The organism is Comamonas sp. SY3 (assembly GCF_041730275.1).
In the GTDB taxonomy this organism is placed as follows: Bacteria; Pseudomonadota; Gammaproteobacteria; order Burkholderiales; family Burkholderiaceae_C; genus Comamonas; species Comamonas sediminis.
In genome coordinates this window covers 67,272-85,741 of sequence record NZ_JBGTYN010000020.1, presented here as the reverse complement: position 1 = coordinate 85,741, position 18,470 = coordinate 67,272, and the positions used below count along the sequence as shown (strand labels likewise).

Here is an 18,470-nt window from a genome sequence, read left to right as displayed (position 1 = left end):
ATGAATCCAAGAACCGTGACGAAGCAACGCGGCTTCACACTGATCGAGTTGATGATCGTGGTCGCCGTGGTGGGCATCCTGACGGCGATCGCGCTGCCCAGCTATAACGAGTACATCCGGCGTGGTCACCGCGCCGACGCGCGTGCCACGCTGCTGCAGGCGGCGCAGTGGATGGAGCGTGCGGCAACTGCCAACGGTACCTACCCAACGAGTTTGCCTACCAGCATGAGCACCATGCCTTCGGGACGCTATGCAATCAGCCTGAACTCCAATGGCTCAACCTTCACATTGACGGCGACCGCTCAAAACGCGCAAGCGAACGACAAGTGCGGCAACTACACGTTGACGAACACCGGCCTGCAGGGCGCCAACGGTAAAACCGAAGGTGCATCGGGTTACGACAGCAGCTGCTGGAGCAAATAAGCGCGCGCGAGACTTCGGCGAGCCCCGCAACAAAAAAGGCTCCGGCAACCCATTGCCGGAGCCTTTTTACCGCCCATCCTCAGGGCAAAACCATCACCCCAGTGCCACCCGCATCTGGTCAATCACCGCCTTGTAATCGGGTTTGCCAAAAATTGCACTACCCGCCACAAAGGTATCGGCCCCCGCATCCGCCACGCGGCGGATATTGGTTTCCTTGATGCCGCCGTCGACTTCCAGGCGGATGTCCTTGCCGCTGGCGTCGATACGCTTGCGGGTGGCTTCGATCTTGCGCAGGGTCGAGTCGATGAAGCTCTGGCCGCCAAAACCGGGGTTGACGCTCATCAGCAGGACCAGGTCGATGTCCTCGATCACCCAGTCCAGCACGTCCAGCGGCATCGCGGGATTGAATACCAGACCGGCCTTGCAGCCCTGTGACTTGATGGCCTGGATGCTGCGGTGCACGTGGGCCGAAGCATCGGGGTGGAAGCTGATATAGTCGGCGCCTGCCTGCGCAAAGGCGGCGGCCAGCTCGTCCACCGGCTGCACCATCAGGTGCACGTCGATCGGCGCCGGCGTGCCGTCAGCCCGGATCGCGTGGGGCTTCAAGGCCGCACAGACCATGGGGCCGAAGGTCAGATTGGGGACGTAGTGGTTGTCCATGACGTCAAAATGTATCCAGTCCGCGCCAGCGGCCAGTACGTTGCGCACTTCATCGCCCAGGCGGGCAAAGTCTGCAGACAGGATCGAGGGGGCAATTCGGTAGGTGGAACTCATCCCTCTATTGTCGCAGTTAGTATTTCTACCTGACTTCAATCCAGTTTCACATGCCAAAGTTCCAGTTTGAGGTGTCGGTGACACCGCAGTACCTGCCTGAGCAGTCCATGCCCGAGGCCGGCGTGTTTCACTTTATCTATAGCATCATCATTAGAAACAGTGGTGATGTGCCTGCGCAGCTGATTGCACGGCACTGGATCATCAAGGATGCGACTGGACTGGTCCAGGAGGTCAAGGGCCTGGGCGTGGTGGGCCACCAGCCGCTGCTCGCACCCGGCGAATCCTTTGAATACCAAAGCCAGTGCCGCCTGGCCACACCCCAGGGCAGCATGGAAGGCAGCTATCTGTGCATCAGCGACGAGGCACACACTTTTGACTGCCCGATCCCGCGCTTCACGCTCGATGCCACCCAGTACCCCGCCCAAGATGACGACCTGGCGCAAGGACGAGTGCTGCACTGATGTTCCGCAAGAAAAAGCAAGACCCGCTGCCACAACTGCTGGCGGGTCTCAACCCCGATGCGCCACTGGCCGAGCGCAACCTCTGGATCATCGAGATCTTCGCCTGGATCCGCGGCCAGCAGAACTCGGTCGATGCAGCCCTTGCCCGCGTCAGCCAGTTGCTGGACGCGATCGATGGCAATGCCGCACTGCGAGAGAAAGTACAGCGCTGGTGGGCCGTGCAGCTGCAGACCATCGACCTGACCGCGCTGCTGGCCGACTTTGGTTTTGCACCCCGCACCGCGTTCTTCAATGAGATGGCCGAGCGCCTGCGCTGGAAACTGCTGCCCTCCACGCCGGAGACGATCGATGCGACCGTGCTGTTTTCGATGGCACTGCACACGCCTTTCGATGCGCAGTGGCTCAAGGCCATGGACAAGCCCTTGCTGGAGCGCATTGCCCAGCTGCTGTCGCCCGGCTTTGTGTCGCTGGAGGTGATGGTCGTCCCCACCCAGATCGCCCAAAGCGATGTGGATGCCGGCAGCATCGCCGGCCTGGAGCATTACGGCAACCGGCTCTCGCCGTGGCAGCACCTGGTGCTCAATGCGATCACCTATTGCGCCGGTCAGATTCTGGCGGCCGGCTTTGCGCCGGAGCTGCGCCTGCGCATGAGCGGCAGTGCCAAGAACACGCAGCCCTTCTACAGCCTCATCAGCGGTGTGGAAGAGCTGCGCCGCGCGATGCTGCACCCCAGCCCCAAGGCGGCGCAGGTGCTCGAAGCCGAAGAAACCGTGCGCCGCAGCCTCGATGAGTGCCGCGCAGCCGTCGCCTCGATCTACGAGCATTTTGAGGACAATGGCGTGTCCGTGGGCGTCGTGTTCCGGCTGCGCCAGCTGCGCATGCGCATCCTGCGCGTGCGCGAGCTGCTCGACTGCCTGCTGTCGGCCAACCCCAAGGTCATCACCGCCAAGCTGCTGGCCCACCTGGTGGCCGTCGGACTGGAGCGCCAGAGCATCCGCGCGCTGATCTCGTCCAACTCGTCCTTGCTGGCCTCCAAGGTGGCCGAGCGCAGCGCCGAGACCGGTGAGCATTACATCACCCGCGACAAGCGCGAATACGCGCAGATGGCGCGCAAGGCGGCCGGAGGCGGCCTGGTGATGGCTTTCACCACCTTGATCAAGTTCTCGTTGCACGCGATTGCCATTTCCGCGTTCTGGGCGGGATTCCTGGCGGGCATCAACTACGCGATCAGCTTTGTGCTGATCCAGCTGCTGCACTTCACCGTCGCCACCAAGCAGCCAGCGATGACCGCGCCGGCGATGGCCGCCAAGCTCAAGGAATCGGGCGATACCGAGGCAGGCATTGCGTCGTTTGTCGACGAGGTCAGCTACCTGGTGCGCTCCCAGGTGGCCGCCGTGCTGGGCAATGTGTTCACCGTCTTCCCCATGGTGCTGCTGCTGACCTGGGGCTGGGCCCGCGCCACCGGCGCGCCCTTTATCGACCAGCATGAGGCCGAGCAGACCTTGAAGTCGCTCAGCCTCTGGGGGCCTTCGGTGTTCTATGCGGCCTTCACCGGGGTGTTGCTGTTCTCCTCCAGCATCATCGCCGGCTGGACCGAGAACTGGTTCGTGCTGCACCACATGGACTCGGCGATTCGCTACAACCCGCGCATCACGCGCTTTCTGGGCAAGGCGCGGGCTGCGCGCTGGGCGGCTTTCATGCGTCGCAATATCTCCGGCTTTGCCTCGAACATTTCGTTGGGGTTCATGCTGGGCCTGATCCCCGTGGTGGCCCAGTTCTTTGGCCTGCCGCTCGATATCCGCCATGTGACCCTGGCCGCCGGCCAGATCGCCGCAGCCGCCACCAGCATGGGCCTGGGCGTGCTGCATTTCCACGGCTTCTGGCTTTGCGTGGCGGCGCTGCCGCTGCTGGGCGGCTTCAACATCCTGGTCAGCTTCTACCTCGCATTCCGCCTGGCCTTGCGCGCGCAAAACGTCAGCAATGTCGAGCGCTCGCACATCTACAAGGCGCTGATCAAGCGGGTGCTGACGCGGCCGCTGAGCTTTTTGCTGCCGCTGCGCCTGAGCCGCCACACCCCACCAGGAGAGCACTGACATGGCTCAGGGCGAGTTCGCGTTGATTGCGCAGTACTTCCAACGCCCGGTGCAGCGGGCCGTGCTTGGCGTCGGCGACGACTGCGCGCTGCTCGCGCCGCAGCCTGGCATGCAGCTGGCCATCTCCAGCGACATGCTGGTGCAGGGCCGCCACTTCTTTGCCGATGTGGACCCGCGCACGCTGGGCCACAAGGCGCTGGCCGTCAACCTCAGCGACCTGGCCGCCAGTGGCGCGCAGCCGCTGGCTTTCACGTTGGCGTTGGCCCTGCCCGCTGTCGATGCGCCCTGGCTGCAAGGCTTCTCGGAAGGCATGTTCGCCCTGGCCGATGCCCATGGCTGCGAGCTGGTCGGCGGCGACACCACCCAGGGCCCGCTGAACATCTGCATCACCGTGTTTGGCGAGGTGCCGGCCGGCCAGGCGCTGCTGCGCAGCGGCGCCCAGCCCGGCGATGACATCTACGTCAGCGGCCACCTGGGCGATGCCCGCCTGGCGCTCGAAGCCTTGCTGGGCCACGTGCAACTGCCGCCCGCCGCCTTGGCCGCTGCCCGCCAGCGGCTGGAGAGCCCCAGCCCGCGCGTCGGCCTGGGCATCGCGCTGCGCGGTATCGCCAGCAGCGCGCTGGACCTGAGCGATGGCCTGGTCGGCGACCTGGGCCATATCCTGCAAGCCAGTGGTGTGGGTGCGCAGCTGCAGGCAGACCAGGTTCTGGCGCGCATGGCGGCGATTGCTGGCGTGCAGGGCAGCGCCCTCAAGCTCCCCGCCGATCTTCAACTGCAGTGCTGCCTGGCGGGTGGCGATGACTACGAGCTGTGCTTTACCGCCGCCGCAGACCGGCGCGACGCCGTAGAACAAGCCAGCCTGGCCGCGCAAACCCCCGTGCAGCGCATTGGCCGCATCACCGCCGAACCAGGCCTGCGCGTGTGCGATGCGCAGGGTCAGGCCATGGCGCAGCGCTGGGCCTCGTTTGACCATTTCGCACCCTGAGCCAGCCAGGTCGGCCGCCCCTGCACAGCAGCGGCCTGCAGGCTTATGATGGCGGGCATGAGCGATACGCCCTTTACCCCTTCCGCGCCCGGCGCCGCCGACCGCAATGCGGCACCGCGACGCGCCCACTGGGCTTTCATGCTGCGCAACCCGCTGCACTGGATGGCGCTGGGCTTTGGCTCCGGCCTGAGCCCCATTGCACCGGGCACGGTGGGCACCCTCTGGGCCTGGGTCGCCTACCTGGTGCTGCAGCTGTGGCTGACACCAGCGGCCATTGGCTGGGTGATTGCGGCCTCCCTGGTGCTGGGCTGGTGGGCCTGCACGGCCACCGCGCGCAACCTGGGCGTGGCCGATCCGGGCGCCATCGTCTGGGACGAGATCATCGCCTTCTGGCTCATTCTGTGGCTGGTCATGCCCACAGGCTTTTGGGGCCAGCTGACGGCCTTTGTGCTGTTCCGTTTCTTCGATGCCGTCAAACCCCAGCCGGTGCGCTGGGCAGACCGCTGCTTCAAAGGCTTTGGCTGGGGCGGCGGATGGGGCATCATCTGGGACGATCTGGTCGCCGCCTTCTGCACCTTGCTTGTCATCGCGATAGGGAGACATCTGCTATGAACGCCACCGCCGCCTTGCTGACCAGGGATGGGCTGCCCATCCCCGAAGCCGTCACCCAGCTGGCCCAGCACCTGGTCCAACGGCGCTGGATGATGGCCACTGCCGAAAGCTGCACCGGCGGCCTGATTGCCGGTGCCTGCACCGAGCGGCCCGGCTCCAGCCAATGGCTGGATTGCGGCTTTGTCACCTACTCCAACCGTGCCAAATCGGCGATGCTGGATGTGCCCGCTGCGCTGATTGCCGCCCACGGCGCGGTCAGCGAACCGGTAGCCCGCGCCATGGCCCAGGGCGCGATTGCCCAGTCACAGGCGCAAGTCAGTGTGGCCGTTACCGGCGTGGCAGGCCCCGATGGCGGCAGCGCCAGCAAACCCGTGGGCACCGTCTGGTTTGGCTGGCAGGTCGCTGGCCAGCTGCACAGCGAAGTGCAGCGTTTTGACGGCGACCGCCACGCCATCCGCCAGGCCACCGTGCAGCATGCGCTGCGCCGCCTGCTGGATCTGGTGCAGGCCGCGCCGGCGCAGTAAGCGCCGTCCGACACCCAAACTTTGACTTCGCCGATGGGGTGGACGGCCGCTCTGCGCGACACTGCAAGCACAGCAATCCGGTTTGCAGCACTCTTCTGACTGACAGCCGATGCGAACAAGAGGAGAACTCAGATGAAACGACTTGCCATCACCACTGCTTCCACCGTTCTGGCGCTGAGCGGCCTGACCGCCTGCTCCAGCAATCCCACCAATGCCCAGATCGGTACCGGCGTCGGCGCCGTAGCCGGTGGTGTGTTGGGTGATGCCGTGTTCGGCTCTACGTTGGGCACCATTGGCGGTGCAGCAGCCGGTGCCTATTTTGGTAACCAGGTGGGCGACAACATGGACGGCAACCGCCGCCGCCGTTAAGCATGCACCGGGCTGGGCCAAGCCCGGCCCCGCCCTGCAGTCATCGCTGGCTTTATGACTGCGAAAGCGACAGCAACAAGGCCAGCACCACGATGGCCGCTATTGCGGCCAGCATGATTTTTACCCAGCTATAGGGTTGCTCACCGGCCAACTGGCCGGTGTAGCCGTTGGCCAGAATCTGGTAGCTCTTGCTGCCATAGGTATAGCCCACCAGCCAGACGGGCACCAGCACATGCTTGAAGCTGCGCCCCTGGTACTGGCGCTGCACCTGCAGATTGCGGTAGGTGTCACCCGGTACCTGGCGCGCGCACAGCGCCTGCACCTGCTGGTCCATATCCCCCTCGTTGATCGTCGCAGCCCGGTTCAGATCGACCTGGTAGCGCTCCACCGTCCAGCCGCGCACAAACTCGGGCGAATAGGGTTTCAGGTCGGTCCGGGTCGGAAAAGGCTCGACCTTCTGCAGCAGCCCCTGGTGCACCCCGACCGTGCCTGCCACCAGCTCATCGTCAAAGAAATGCTGCAGGCTGCCCGATGCCGGCTCCCAGCGCACATGGCGTACCTGGCGCGTGCTGATGTTGCCATTGGCATCGCGGTACTGCTCGGTGGTGTAGTAGTAAAAACCGGCATCGGCCCGCCACTGGGCCTGCACATGGGCATCAAAGGTCCAGTACGGCAGGTAGATGCCTTTGAGCGTATCGGTCAGCGCCGCGTTCTTGAACTTGTTGGGCGCAAACCAGCGGCTGCCATACCATTTGCGGATCAGGTCGCGCACCTGCCCGTCGCTGATCTTGAACGGCAGCAGGCTCTGCGGCGTGATCGCATCATTGCGCTCTTCATGCGCCTGGATCGCAGGGGAGCCGCAAAAGTCGCAGCGTGATGCCACCCGCCCATCGACAAATACCGAAATCGCCCGGCAGTTCTGGCACTGGTACTCGCGCCGCGCCTCGCCCCAGCCGCGCCCGCTGGCGGGGTTGGCCAGCGCAGCTGCCAGGTCTTGCTCCACCACCTCGCCATCCAGCTGCTTTTGCTGGTCGTCCGTCCAAGGCACCACCGTGCCGCAGTAGGGGCATTTGAGCGACTGGGCCTTGGCATTCCATTCCAGATTACCGCCGCATTCGGGGCAGACATGCTTGGCCACCATCGAGGTCGGCGGTGGCGCAAAGGGATCAGGGGCAGGCGTCGGTGAATTCACGGTCCAACTCAGCGTTGGCGCACAGCAGGTCTGCGCCACGGGTTCTCAAAATGGGGACACACATACGCGCATGCACCGGACAAGGCGGCGGTGCATGCGCGAGCAGCGCAGATTTATCCGCGCAGGAATTCGTTCAGCGATTCCTGCGAGATGCGCCAGGCGCTGCCGATCTTGCGGCCCTTGAGCGCGCCCGATTCCAGCTCGGCCACGACGTCCTGCACCGTCACGCCCAGCGCCTGCGCGGCCTGCTCGGGGGTTAGCACCTGCACGCCGCCTGCAGCCGGGGCCGCCGGGGCGGCTTGCGCCGCCTGTGCTGCCGCTGGCGAGAACGGGTCGGCTGCAGCTGCACCCGACGGCTGCTGCATGCCCTTCATCATCTCCTGCGCCATGCCAAAGCCCATCGCCATCGTCGCCGGGATCGTGGCCGCTGCCGCACCTTCGCCGCCATTGGCCATCGCCTGGCCCATCTGGTACTTCACATAGTCGTTGAGGTTGCCGATCGCGCTCATCGACGAGCGCTTGTCGATCGCTTGCTCCACCTCCGGCGGCACCGAGACGTTTTCCAGCAGGAAGCTGGTGATCTCCAGGCCGTACTTTTCAGTCACGGCCGGGTTGATCAGCTGCAGCAGCGCATCGCCCATCTCGGTGTAGCGCTGGGCCACATCGAGCACGGGCACCTGGGCCTTGGCCAGCGCTTCGCTGAAGATGCTGACAATGCGCGAGCGCATCGTGTCGGCAAACTCGTCGAGGCGGAAGTTCTGGTCCGTGCCGGCCACTTCCTTGAGGAACTTGGCCGGCTGCACGATGCGGAAGTCATAGGTGCCGAAGGCGCGCAGGCGCACGACGCCAAAGTCCTTGTCGCGCATCATCACCGGGTTGGAGGTGCCCCACTTGTTGCCGGTAAACAGGCGCGTGTTGATGTAGTACACATCACACTTGAACGGCGAGTTGAAGCCGTATTTCCAGCCGCGCAGGGTCGACAGAATCGGGATGTTCTGCGTCGTCAGCTGGTGGCGGCCGGGGCCGAACAGGTCGGCGAACTGGCCTTCCGAGACAAACTGCACCTGCTGCGATTCGCGCACGATCAGCTGGGCGCCGTTCTTGATTTCCTTGTCCTCATCGGGCCAGCGGTACGACAAGGTATCGCGCGAGTCATCGGTCCACTCGATGATCTCGATCAGTTGCTTGGTGATGATGTTCATGAGGTTCATCGGTGATCCTTGGCCAAAAGAGATGAAAACCAGGCCATTCTAGAGCCACTGTCCGCGTGGAGCGATGACGATCTGCGGCCTGATGGCAAAACAGCCGCAAAAGCGGCTGTTGTCAGAGACTTGTTTTACATCTGGCGGTCAGGCACCGCAGCACTTCTTGTACTTCTTGCCGCTGCCGCAGGAGCAGGGGTCGTTGCGGCCGGGCACTTCGCCCTTGACGATGGTGGCCTGGCGCGGGCCCATGCTCTTCCAGATCTGGCGCAGGTCATACACCGCCCAGATCGCCTCGCCAAAGGTCTCCACGCGCTCCTGGCTGGTGCTGGCGGGGCCGTTTTCGTCATACATGCAGACGGTGGGCGTGCCGGTGTCGTCCTCGGTCAGCGCCACCACCGATTCCAGCGCATCGTTCAGCCAGCGGGCGGCTTCCTTGTCGCGTGGTGCGGCCCACTCATCGGCCCAGTTTTCGACGACGAACATGAAGCCCAGCGCCCAGACCTGGCCAAAGGATGGAATCTCCTGGCCGTCCAGCTCCTGGCGCTCTTCCTCGGGCAGGCTGGCAATCGCGCCGCGCATGTCCATCGCATCGGGCTGGAAGGTGTCGTCATCTTCCAGGCTCTTCACATCGGCGTCGAGCTGGGCGCTCACCTCGTTCCAGCGGATCTGCCACAGCTCCAGAAAGCGGTCCTGCTGGGCCCGGTCCTTGAAGGCCGGCAGCTGCGGCAGTTGGCCGTCGGCATCGCGCTCGATCAGCTCGCCATCACCCACCAGCATCGGCAGGTACTCTTCGACCGGCACCGCGCGGCGCGTGCAGACCAGCGCGGTGAGTGCGCCATCCGCAAACTCCCACTGCGGAATCTCTTCGGCGCGTGTGCGCATGTCTTCCAGGATCTGGTCGATCTCGGTCAACTGGTCGTCATTCAATCCATCGGGGATCTGGGGCTGGGTCATCGGAGCTCTCTCAATAGGGGGCCGCGCAGCTCAAAGCCCTGCGTGCTTGCAATGCCACCGGTGCGCCCTATGATGGGGCTGGTTTTGTAACAACATTGCAATGGCAGACGGCCGCTGCGCCAGGCAGGGCCTGCAGTGTAGCGCCACCACGGCGCCTGTGCTGCAGCCCGGGATTTGCGTGCCAGCCCGGCCGGCCTGACCTGCACCGACTCCCGATGAACCAGCTCCACAAGATTTTTCCCGTCCGCTACACCGTCATGGTGCTGTGCATGCTGTTGCTGCTGGCCGGCATCATTGCGCTGGCACTGCAGGGCAGCCCCTGGTGGTGGCTGGCCGTGCTGGCCGGCGCCGCACTCACGCTGCTGGGTCTGCGCGACCGCCGCCAGACGCGCCACGCCATCCTGCGCAACTACCCGGTCATCGGCCATATGCGCTTTTTCCTGGAATTCATCCGCCCGGAAATGCGTCAGTACTTCATCGAAAGCGACACCGAAGCGCTGCCCTTCTCGCGCGCCCAGCGCTCGCTGGTCTACCAGCGTGCCAAGGGAGACCCGGACAACCGCCCTTTCGGCACCTTGATGGATGTGGGCGCACGCGGCTATGAATGGGTCAACCACTCGATGGCACCCACACGGCTGGACGGCCATGATTTCCGCGTCTGGATTGGTGGCTCGCCCGATGCGCCATCGCAGTCGGTGGCGCCCTGCACCCAGCCCTACCATGCCAGCGTGTTCAACATCTCGGCGATGAGCTTTGGCGCGCTGTCGGCCAATGCCATCCTGGCGCTGAACAAGGGCGCGCAGATTGGCGGCTTTGCCCATGACACCGGCGAAGGCTCGATCAGCCAGCACCACCGCGTGCATGGTGGCGATCTGATCTGGGAAGTCGCCTCAGGCTATTTCGGCTGCCGCAACGATGACGGCAGCTTCAGCGAAGAGCGCTACATCGCCAACGCTACCCAGCCCCAGGTCAAGATGATCGAGCTCAAGCTCAGCCAGGGCGCCAAGCCCGGCCATGGCGGTGTGCTGCCCGGCGCCAAGGTCACCCCCGAGATCGCGGCGGCACGCGGCATACCGGTCGGCATCGACTGCATCTCGCCGGCCCGGCACAGCGCCTTCTCCACGCCCGAGGAGATGATGCATTTCATCGCCCGGCTGCGCACCCTCTCGGGCGGCAAGCCCACCGGCTTCAAGTTCTGCCTGGGCCACCCCTGGGAATGGTTTGCGATTGTCAAGGCCATGCTCAAGACCGGCATCACGCCGGACTTCATCGTCGTCGACGGTGCCGAAGGCGGCACCGGCGCAGCGCCGGTCGAGTTCACCGACCACGTCGGCGTGCCGCTGCAAGAAGGCCTGCTCCTGGTGCACAACACCTTGATCGGTGTGAATCTGCGCGACCGCATCAAGCTGGGCGCAGCCGGCAAGGTCATCACCGCCTTTGACATCACCCGCATGATGGCGCTGGGCGCCGACTGGTGCAATGCCGGCCGGGGCTTCATGATGGCGCTGGGCTGCATCCAGGCCCAGACCTGCCACACCGGCAACTGCCCCACCGGCGTGACCACGCAGGATGCCGTGCGCCAGCAGGCGCTCGTCGTGCCCGACAAGGCCACGCGTGTCGCACAGTTCCACAAAAGCACTTTGCATGCGCTGCAGGAGCTGGTGCAGGCCGCCGGCCTGCGCCACCCCTGCGAGCTCAATGCCCACCACATCGTGCGCCGCATCAGCGACACCGAGGTGCGCCTGCTGTCCAACCTGCTCTTGCAGGTGCGGCCCGGCGCGCTGCTCGACGACCTGGCGCACCAGCATGACGTCTTCCGCACCTACTGGCCGCTGGCCAGCGCCGAGAGCTTCCAGCCGCTGGCGCAGCCCCATGTCAAACCGTCGGCGCCGGCCGACCACCACGACATGGTGCCCCAGGCGGCAGGCGGTCGCTGAACGGGCAGCGATAATGCAAGGTTTTCACTGTTGCTGGAGTGGCCGCTGCGGCGTGCGCCCCGCTTGCGCATGACCGATACCGCTCCCCCCTTACAGCCCCCTGCCGCCGCTGGCGCCCCGTCCGGCGCCCTGCCTGCCGGGCGCGCGGACTATGCCGGCTTTTTGCAGCAGCACCTGGCTAGCCAGACCTTCAATGTGGTGCGCTACGAGCTGCCCGGCGAATCCGTCTGGCTCAAAAAGGCCGGGCCGGCGATTGCGGCCTGGCGCTACCGGACCTTGGGCCTGCTCTCGCGGCTTCTCGATGTGCCGGTGCTGCAGCCCGTCGTCAACCCCGGCGGGCGCACGGCCATTGCCACCGAAGTGCGGCGCCTGCGCGACCTGCATGCGCGCGGCCTGCGCGTGCCGATGGTGCTGGCCGATGCACCCGATGGCTTTCTGATGCGCCACCTGGGCCTGCCTGGCAGCAATACGCCATCGCTCAGCGACGAGATCGAAGCAGCAGCCCGGCAAGCGCCCGCCAGCACCCTGGTGCTGTGGCAGCAGGGCTTTGCGGCCTTGCAGCGCGTGCATGCCAGCGGCACCTGCCTGAGCCAGGCCTTTGCCCGCAACATGGTGCGCTGCCCCGATGGCGTCATTGGCTATATCGATTTCGAGGACGACCCGCTGGCGACCCTGCCTCCTGCACTGTGCATCGTCAAGGATGCGCTGTGCTACGCGCATTCCACCGCGCTGTTCCTGGACAACGCCGGCACCCTGGAGGCCGCCCGTGTTGACTGGCAGGCCTGGCTCGCGCAGACCGAGCCAGCCGTGCGCACAGCGCTCGAGCGCACCGTGCAGCAGATGCGCTGGGTCGGCAAGCTGCCCAACCAGCGCAAGCTGGGGCGCGATACCTTGCGGCTGCGGGCGATGGTCGGCCTGCTGCGCCCGCTGCCTTAAGAGCCTGCTCCAGGCATCTCACAGACGAAAAAATGGCCTGCATCTGCAGGCCATTGTTTTTGGAGCGGGTGGCGATCAGCCCTTGGCGGTCTCCACCACGGGCACCTGTACCGGCGCATTCTCCAGCACCGGCTCATTGTTGAGCACGGCGTTGAGCTTGGTGTAGTCCAGCGCGTTCTCCCAGCGCGAGACCACGACGGTGGCGACGGCATTGCCGATGAAGTTGGTCAGCGAACGGCATTCGGACATGAAGCGGTCCACACCGAGGATCAGTGCCATGCCGGCCACGGGCACTTCCGGCACCACGGCCAGCGTAGCAGCCAGGGTGATGAAGCCCGCGCCGGTCACACCGGCAGCGCCCTTGGAGCTCAGCATCGCCACCAGCAGCAGTGCGATCTGGTGTCCCAGGGTCAGGTGGGTGTCGGTCGCCTGGGCGATGAACAGCGCCGCCAGGGTCATGTAGATGTTGGTGCCGTCGAGGTTGAACGAGTAGCCGGTAGGAACCACCAGGCCCACCACCGACTTGCTGCAACCGGCCTTTTCCATCTTGTGCATCAGCGAAGGCAGCGCCGATTCGGACGACGAGGTGCCCAGCACCAGCAGCAGCTCATCCTTGAGATAACGGATCAGCTTGAGCACCGAGAAGCCGCAGGCACGGGCCACGGCACCCAGAATCACCAGCACGAACAGCAGCGAGGTGATGTAGAAGGTCAGCACCAGCTCGGCCAGGTTCAGCAGCGAGCCCAGACCGAACTTGCCGATCGTGAAGGCCATCGCACCGAAGGCGCCGATGGGGGCGAGCTTCATCACGATGTTGACCAGCTTGAAGACGGGCTTGGTCAGGGATTCGAGCAGGTTGAGCACCGGCTTGCCACTGTCGCCGACCATCGCCAGCGACACGCCAAACAGCACCGCCACCAGCAGCACCTGCAGAATGTTGTCGCCGACAAAGGGGCTGATCAGCGTCTTGGGGATGATGTCCATCACAAAACCGGTCAGGGTCATGTCATGCGACTTGGCCACATAGGTGCTGACTTCCTTCTGGTCCAGATCGGCCACATTGATGTGCATGCCGGCGCCCGGCTGCATCACATTGGCCACGATCAGGCCCACGATCAGGGCCAGGGTCGAGAAGGTCAGAAAGTACACCATCGCCTTGCCGAACACGCGGCCAACCGCGCTCAGGTGCGTCATGTTCGCAATGCCGGTCACGATGGTCAGAAAGATCACCGGTGCGATGATCATCTTGATCAGCTTGATGAAGGCATCGCCAAAGGGCTTCATCGCCGCACCATACTGGGGCTCGAAATGCCCCAACAAGACGCCGATGATGATGGCCACGATCACCTGGAAGTACAAAGTCCGGTAAAAAGGCGGTGCCTGTATGGGCGCCAGGCTGGCGTTGGAATCGATCTGCATGGTGGGGCTCCAAAGATACGCAGCACCAAGTCGGTGCACTGAGGCGCGTTTGTATCCCAGCCCTTACAGATTGCCCATTAGACATTAGTATTAGGCGCCGCCTTCCCAGAGCTAAGGAAAACCCAAACCAAGGGAAACTACCTAGCCCGTTGTTACAACCTCCTCTATGATTGCCCGCCGCTCCCTGCGATCCCTGTGGACCTTCTGCGCCGTGCTGCTGAGCACGGCCGCTGCTGCTGCGGGCGCCTGGCACTGGATGCTGCAGCACAGCCTGGCCGAAGAGAATATGCAGGCCCACCGGCAGCTGGGCCTGTACGCCCAGGCGATGGGCCAGCGGCTGGACCGCTACCGGGTGCTGCCCGATGTGCTGGCGCTCGATGCCGAACTGCGCGAGGCGCTGACCCATCCGCAAAGCCCCGAGCAGGTGCTGCGTCTGAACCAGAAGCTGGAGCAGGCCAATGGCGCCAGCCTGGCCTCCACCCTCACCTTGATCGATGCCCATGGCGTGGCGCTGGCCGCCAGCAACTGGCGCGGCCCCTCCAGCAACGTCGGGGAGGACTACAGCTTTCGCCCCTATGTGCAGCTGGCGCTGGCCCAGGACAAAGGCAGCTTCTACGGCATCGGCATGACCACCGGCGAGGCCGGCTATTTCCTATCGCGCGCCATCACCAGCGATGCCGGCGGCCAGCACCGGGTGCTGGGGCTGATCGCCATCAAGATCGTGCTGCTGGAGCTGGAGCGCGAGTGGATCCAGAACCCCGACATCGTGCTGGCCAGCGATGCCAATGGGGTCGTGTTTCTGGCCAGCAATGACGACTGGCGCTACCGCACGCTCAAGACCATCGATGCCAGCGCGCAGCAGGAGATGGACCGCACCCAGCAGTACCGCAGCCAGCCGCTGCGGCCGCTGCGCCACGCGCAGATCACGCCGCTGGCCGAAGGTGGTGCGCTGGTGCAGTGGCAGGATCCCCCGGTGGGCCGCAAGCTCTGGCAAAGCATGACCTTGCCCGAAACCGGCTGGCAGCTGCACATCCTGCACGATGTGGACATCAGCGAGGCAGCGGCCTGGTGGGCCGCTGCGGCTGCCGGCGGTGGCTGGCTGGCGCTGTCGCTGCTGCTGCTCTATGCGCGCCAGCGCCAGCGCCTGTCTGCGCTGCGCCAGCGCAGCCGCGAAGAGCTCGAGGCACTCCTCAAGCAGCATGCGCAAGAGTTGCGCACCGCGCAGGATGGCATCGTGGCCGCCGCCCACCAGGCCGATGCCGGCCACAGCCAGAGCCTCGAGCACCTGCCCCAGGGCGTGGTGGTCATCGATGCCGCGCTGAACCTGGTGGCCTGGAACTCCCGCTATATGGAGCTGTTCCGGCTGCCGGCGGGCCTGCTGAAAGTGGGCATGCCGGTCGAGGAGCTGTACCGCTACAACGCGCGCCGGGGCCTGCTGGGCTCGGGCGACATTGACGAGGCCATCGAGCGGCGCATGCAGTTTCTGCGCAGCGGCAAGCCCCATGCGCGCGAGAGCGAAAAGGCCGACGGCACCGTGCTGGAGATCCGTGGCAACCCCTTGCCCGATGGCGGCTTTGTGACCAGCTATGCCGACATCACCAGCTACAAGAATGCCGCGCGCGAGCTGCGCTCCCTGGCCGATGCGCTGGAAAAGCGCATTGCCGACCGCACCGAAGACCTGGCCCAGGCCAAGCGCGAAGCCGAACAAGCCAACCGCTACAAATCCAAGTTCGTGGCCGCCGCGGTGCATGACCTGCTGCAGCCGCTGAACGCCGCGCGGGTGTTTGTGTCGCTGCTGCGCCAGCATGTGCAGGGCGACAAGGCCTTGGAGCTGGCCAGCGATGTCGAAGGGGCGCTGGCCTCTCAGGACGATATCCTCAACAGCCTGCTCGACATCGCACGCATGGAATCGGGCCAGCTGGAGGTCCAGCGCCGTGACTTTGACATCCAGCCGATGCTGGCCCAGCTGGGCAGCAGCCTGGGCGTGCTGGCCCAGGGCCATGGCCTGGAGCTGCAGGTCATCCGCTGCCGCGCCAGGGTGCACAGCGACGAGGCGCTGCTGCGCCGCATTGTGCAGAACTTTCTGTCCAACGCCATCCGCTACACGCGACGTGGCCGCATCGTGCTGGGCTGCCGGCGCGTCGGCGGGCATCTGCGCATCGAGGTGCATGACCAGGGCCCCGGCATCCCCGAGAGCCTGCACCGCGAGATCTTTGAAGAATTCCGCCGGCTGGAGACCGGTCGCCAGCATGAGCGCGGTGCCGGCCTGGGTCTGGCCATCGTCGACCGCCTGGGGCGCCTGCTGCAGCACCCGATTGGCCTGCGCTCGAGCTTGGGCCGGGGCTCGGTCTTCTGGGTCGAAGTGCCGCTGAGCCAGGCCGCACTGCCGCAGGCGCTGTCTCACCAGGCCGCCGAAACCACCGCGGCGAGCGGCCAGGCCGCACCGCTGCAAGGCGCCAGCGCCTGGTGCATTGGCCAGGCCGCCATTCAAGGCACCGCGCCGCTGCTGCAACGCTGGGGCTGCCAGGTGGCGCAGCATGCCGATGCCGAGGCGGCGTTGGCGCAGGCCCGGAACGGCCCAACGCCGTGGCCTGCCTTTGTCGTGGTCGATGCGGCGCATGCCAGCCCGGCCACCATACGCGCCTTGCTGGCCTGCGGGCCCAAAACGCCGGGCGTCGTCTGGCTCAGCACCGATGCCGGCCACCAGGACGCCGCCAGCCAACAGGCCAGTGCGTGGGGCTGGGGGGTGCTGACGCAGCCTGCGCGGCCTGCCGCTCTGCGCGCACTGGTCGGCCAGCTGCTGCTACGCCAGCGCTGAGTCGTCGGTGGGCATACCGCCATCCGCCTCCAGGTTGCGCACCAGCACAGCGACTTGGGTGCGGCTGTGGCAGCCGAGCTTTTTCAGGATGGCCGTCACATGCACCTTCACGGTGTGCTCGGTCACGCCCATCTCCTGCGCAATCTGCTTGTTGAGCAGGCCATCGGCCAGGTACAGCAGGGTCTTGAACTGGTGGGGCGTGAGCTGCGCCAGGCGGGCAGCCAGCTCGGCGTCTTCCTGCGACAGCTCGGCAGCCATCGAGGGGAAGACGGTGTCCCCCTCCATCACCGCCTCGATGGCTGCAGTGATGGCATCGGCCGATGCCGCCTTGGAGATAAAACCCGAGGCGCCGAACTGCTGGGCGCGGCGGATGATGCGCGGGTGGTCGTTGGACGAGATGACCACCACCGGCAGCTGCGGGTAGGCACCGCGCACATGCAGCAGCGCCGAGAAACCATGGGTGCCGGGCATCGTCAGGTCAAGCAGCACCAGCTCGATGCCGGGGTGCGCCGCCAAGGCTGCGCTGAGCGAGCTGGCACTGGAGGCTTCCAGCACCTCGAAGGCAGCAAAACGCCCCCGGATCACCTGCACCACGGCAGCGCGAAACAGGGGGTGGTCATCGGCAACAAGCAGAGCGGGAGGGGACATAGGCGATAGTCTGCCATTTGCGTGGACCTGTGCGGCGCCGCCCACCTGAAGTCCCGCTGACCTGCTGTGTTTTCGCGTCAATCCATCGAGATCTTCGCCGCATCGACAATCGATTTCCAGTGCGCCGCATCGCGGGCCAGCAGCGGCTTGAACTCCGCCGGCGTCGAGCCCACGGGGATCAGGCCCATGTCCAGCAGGCGCTTGCTGATCTCGGGCATCCTGACAATGGCGGCCAGCTCGTTGCCCAGCTTGTCCACAATCGGCTGCGGTGTGCTGGCCGGCACAAAGTAGCCAAACCAGCCATTGGCCTCAAAGCCGCTGTAGCCGGCCTCGGCCATCGTCGGCACATCGGGCAGCGCGGGGTGGCGCTGCGAGCCGGTCACCGCCAGGATGCTGACCTTGTCCGATTTGATATGCGGGTAGGCCGCAGCTGCATCGATGAAGGCCGACTCCAGCTGGCCGCCCAGCATGGCCGCCATCTCCGGACCCGAGCCCTGGTACGGCACGTGGACCATGTCGATGCCGGCCTTGAGCTTGAGCTGCTCGCCATGCAGATGCGAGGAGGTGGCATTGCCGTACGAGCCGTAGTTGAGCTTGCCCGGCTGGGCCTTGGCCTTGGCGACGAACTGCTGCAGGCTGGTGATGCCCGCGCTGCGCGGCACGAACACCAGGTCGGCCGACTTGGCCGCCTGCGACACCGGCGCCAGGTCGCTCAACTGGTAAGGCACCTTCTTGTACAACGCTGGGATCTGCACCAGCGCGGTAATGCCCAGCAGCACCGTGTAGCCGTCGGCGGGCGCCTTGGCCACCAGGTCGTTGCCCATCATGCCGCTGGCACCGGGCTTGTTGTCCACAATCACCGGCTGGCCCCAGCGCTGCGACAGCTGGGTGCCCATCAAGCGGGCAATGATGTCGGTGCCGCCCCCTGCCGGGTAGGGCACCACCAGGCGGATGGGCTTGCTGGGGTAGTGGTCGGCGGCCAGGGCGCTGCCGGTGGCAAGCACCAGCGCAGCGCAGGCAGCAGTGGTGAGTACACGGCCCAGGGCCGAGCGGCGGTTTTGCATGGTTTGTCTCCTGTTGCGGGTTGTGCCGCTGGCGCGCTCTGTGGCGTGCGCGGGGC

General features: G+C 65.4%; 17 protein-coding genes. 10 read left to right on the top strand and 7 right to left on the bottom strand.

All coding sequences use genetic code 11. From position 1 onward, the window contains the following. Complete coding sequence (locus tag ACCQ08_RS20435; RefSeq protein ID WP_305852708.1) at nt 1-423, top strand: type IV pilin protein; 423 nt, start codon at nt 1-3, stop codon at nt 421-423. 93 nt (nt 424-516) lie between these two features. Here the strand turns inward: ACCQ08_RS20435 and rpe are convergent, their stop codons facing one another. Next, nucleotides 517-1,197: a ribulose-phosphate 3-epimerase gene (rpe, locus tag ACCQ08_RS20430; protein WP_312459629.1), complete on the bottom strand. Its 681-nt coding sequence runs from the start codon at nt 1,195-1,197 to the stop codon at nt 517-519. Nucleotides 1,198-1,247: 50 nt separating this feature from the next. Here rpe and apaG point away from each other — a divergent pair, with 50 nt between their 5' ends. From apaG to ACCQ08_RS20400, 6 genes are all read left to right on the top strand, one after another. Next, nucleotides 1,248-1,658, top strand: a complete 411-nt coding sequence (gene apaG, locus ACCQ08_RS20425; protein WP_239810481.1) for a Co2+/Mg2+ efflux protein ApaG — start codon at nt 1,248-1,250, stop codon at nt 1,656-1,658. Further along, nucleotides 1,658-3,751 carry a site-specific recombinase gene (locus ACCQ08_RS20420; protein WP_373450819.1) on the top strand — a complete coding sequence of 698 codons (2,094 nt, stop codon included), beginning with the start codon at nt 1,658-1,660 and terminating at the stop codon, nt 3,749-3,751. The genes apaG and ACCQ08_RS20420 overlap by 1 nt, the downstream gene beginning before the upstream one ends. A 1-nt stretch (nt 3,752) precedes the next feature. Continuing rightward, complete coding sequence (gene thiL, locus ACCQ08_RS20415; protein ID WP_373450818.1) at nt 3,753-4,736, top strand: thiamine-phosphate kinase; 984 nt, start codon at nt 3,753-3,755, stop codon at nt 4,734-4,736. Between the two features lie 138 nt (nt 4,737-4,874). Continuing rightward, entirely contained in the window at nt 4,875-5,348 is a 474-nt protein-coding gene (locus ACCQ08_RS20410) for a phosphatidylglycerophosphatase A (protein WP_230778748.1), read from the top strand. After that, nucleotides 5,345-5,872 carry a CinA family protein gene (locus tag ACCQ08_RS20405; RefSeq protein ID WP_373450817.1) on the top strand — a complete coding sequence of 176 codons (528 nt, stop codon included), beginning with the start codon at nt 5,345-5,347 and terminating at the stop codon, nt 5,870-5,872. Before ACCQ08_RS20410 ends, ACCQ08_RS20405 begins: the two co-directional genes overlap by 4 nt. Before the next feature lie 132 nt (nt 5,873-6,004). Further along, nucleotides 6,005-6,241, top strand: coding sequence for a glycine zipper domain-containing protein (locus tag ACCQ08_RS20400; RefSeq protein ID WP_373450816.1), 237 nt, complete (start codon nt 6,005-6,007; stop codon nt 6,239-6,241). 52 nt (nt 6,242-6,293) lie between these two features. Here the strand turns inward: ACCQ08_RS20400 and ACCQ08_RS20395 are convergent, their stop codons facing one another. The 3 genes from ACCQ08_RS20395 to ACCQ08_RS20385 all read right to left on the bottom strand — a co-directional run bounded on the left by ACCQ08_RS20395 (nt 6,294) and on the right by ACCQ08_RS20385 (nt 9,592). After that, nucleotides 6,294-7,382: a zinc ribbon domain-containing protein gene (locus ACCQ08_RS20395; protein ID WP_373450831.1), complete on the bottom strand. Its 1,089-nt coding sequence runs from the start codon at nt 7,380-7,382 to the stop codon at nt 6,294-6,296. Nucleotides 7,383-7,546: 164 nt separating this feature from the next. Further along, nucleotides 7,547-8,644 carry an SPFH and helix-turn-helix domain-containing protein gene (locus ACCQ08_RS20390; RefSeq protein WP_230778516.1) on the bottom strand — a complete coding sequence of 366 codons (1,098 nt, stop codon included), beginning with the start codon at nt 8,642-8,644 and terminating at the stop codon, nt 7,547-7,549. A 138-nt stretch (nt 8,645-8,782) separates the two neighbouring features. Continuing rightward, nucleotides 8,783-9,592: a UPF0149 family protein gene (locus ACCQ08_RS20385; RefSeq protein ID WP_239810477.1), complete on the bottom strand. Its 810-nt coding sequence runs from the start codon at nt 9,590-9,592 to the stop codon at nt 8,783-8,785. Nucleotides 9,593-9,807: 215 nt separating this feature from the next. Here ACCQ08_RS20385 and ACCQ08_RS20380 point away from each other — a divergent pair, with 215 nt between their 5' ends. Together ACCQ08_RS20380 and ACCQ08_RS20375 are read left to right on the top strand one after the other, a co-directional pair. Continuing rightward, the gene (locus tag ACCQ08_RS20380) at nt 9,808-11,529 is read left to right on the top strand and encodes an FMN-binding glutamate synthase family protein (RefSeq protein WP_312416806.1); all 1,722 of its coding nucleotides are present in this window, start codon (nt 9,808-9,810) and stop codon (nt 11,527-11,529) included. Between the two features lie 69 nt (nt 11,530-11,598). After that, the gene (locus tag ACCQ08_RS20375; RefSeq protein WP_312416803.1) at nt 11,599-12,465 is read left to right on the top strand and encodes a hypothetical protein; all 867 of its coding nucleotides are present in this window, start codon (nt 11,599-11,601) and stop codon (nt 12,463-12,465) included. Nucleotides 12,466-12,540: 75 nt separating this feature from the next. Here the strand turns inward: ACCQ08_RS20375 and ACCQ08_RS20370 are convergent, their stop codons facing one another. Continuing rightward, nucleotides 12,541-13,884 (bottom strand): dicarboxylate/amino acid:cation symporter, encoded by a 1,344-nt coding sequence (locus ACCQ08_RS20370; protein WP_373450815.1) that lies wholly within the window; start codon nt 13,882-13,884, stop codon nt 12,541-12,543. 166 nt (nt 13,885-14,050) lie between these two features. Between ACCQ08_RS20370 and ACCQ08_RS20365 the strand changes: the two genes are divergently transcribed. Beyond that, entirely contained in the window at nt 14,051-16,702 is a 2,652-nt protein-coding gene (locus ACCQ08_RS20365; RefSeq protein ID WP_373450814.1) for a PAS-domain containing protein, read from the top strand. On the opposite strand, the gene ACCQ08_RS20360 is transcribed toward ACCQ08_RS20365, so the two are convergent. After that, on the bottom strand, nt 16,688-17,350 hold the full coding sequence (locus tag ACCQ08_RS20360; RefSeq protein WP_312836220.1) for a response regulator transcription factor: 663 nt from the start codon (nt 17,348-17,350) through the stop codon (nt 16,688-16,690). The two genes, ACCQ08_RS20365 and ACCQ08_RS20360, sit on opposite strands and share 15 nt — an antisense overlap. 77 nt (nt 17,351-17,427) lie before the next feature. Continuing rightward, nucleotides 17,428-18,414 carry a tripartite tricarboxylate transporter substrate binding protein gene (locus ACCQ08_RS20355; RefSeq protein ID WP_239810472.1) on the bottom strand — a complete coding sequence of 329 codons (987 nt, stop codon included), beginning with the start codon at nt 18,412-18,414 and terminating at the stop codon, nt 17,428-17,430. Nucleotides 18,415-18,470: the final 56 nt, after the last annotated feature.

Coding starts and splice junctions, on each gene's coding strand:
- rpe (WP_312459629.1), bottom strand. CDS start 1,197: ATGAGTTCCACCTACCGAATTGCCCCCTCGATCCTGTCTGCAGACTTT.
- ACCQ08_RS20355 (WP_239810472.1), bottom strand. CDS start 18,414: ATGCAAAACCGCCGCTCGGCCCTGGGCCGTGTACTCACCACTGCTGCC.
- ACCQ08_RS20435 (WP_305852708.1), top strand. CDS start 1: ATGAATCCAAGAACCGTGACGAAGCAACGCGGCTTCACACTGATCGAG.
- thiL (WP_373450818.1), top strand. CDS start 3,753: ATGGCTCAGGGCGAGTTCGCGTTGATTGCGCAGTACTTCCAACGCCCG.
- ACCQ08_RS20400 (WP_373450816.1), top strand. CDS start 6,005: ATGAAACGACTTGCCATCACCACTGCTTCCACCGTTCTGGCGCTGAGC.
- ACCQ08_RS20385 (WP_239810477.1), bottom strand. CDS start 9,592: ATGACCCAGCCCCAGATCCCCGATGGATTGAATGACGACCAGTTGACC.
- ACCQ08_RS20420 (WP_373450819.1), top strand. CDS start 1,658: ATGTTCCGCAAGAAAAAGCAAGACCCGCTGCCACAACTGCTGGCGGGT.
- ACCQ08_RS20370 (WP_373450815.1), bottom strand. CDS start 13,884: ATGCAGATCGATTCCAACGCCAGCCTGGCGCCCATACAGGCACCGCCT.
- ACCQ08_RS20365 (WP_373450814.1), top strand. CDS start 14,051: ATGATTGCCCGCCGCTCCCTGCGATCCCTGTGGACCTTCTGCGCCGTG.
- ACCQ08_RS20360 (WP_312836220.1), bottom strand. CDS start 17,350: ATGTCCCCTCCCGCTCTGCTTGTTGCCGATGACCACCCCCTGTTTCGC.
- ACCQ08_RS20410 (WP_230778748.1), top strand. CDS start 4,875: ATGCTGCGCAACCCGCTGCACTGGATGGCGCTGGGCTTTGGCTCCGGC.
- ACCQ08_RS20380 (WP_312416806.1), top strand. CDS start 9,808: ATGAACCAGCTCCACAAGATTTTTCCCGTCCGCTACACCGTCATGGTG.
- ACCQ08_RS20390 (WP_230778516.1), bottom strand. CDS start 8,644: ATGAACCTCATGAACATCATCACCAAGCAACTGATCGAGATCATCGAG.
- ACCQ08_RS20405 (WP_373450817.1), top strand. CDS start 5,345: ATGAACGCCACCGCCGCCTTGCTGACCAGGGATGGGCTGCCCATCCCC.
- ACCQ08_RS20375 (WP_312416803.1), top strand. CDS start 11,599: ATGACCGATACCGCTCCCCCCTTACAGCCCCCTGCCGCCGCTGGCGCC.
- apaG (WP_239810481.1), top strand. CDS start 1,248: ATGCCAAAGTTCCAGTTTGAGGTGTCGGTGACACCGCAGTACCTGCCT.
- ACCQ08_RS20395 (WP_373450831.1), bottom strand. CDS start 7,382: ATGGTGGCCAAGCATGTCTGCCCCGAATGCGGCGGTAATCTGGAATGG.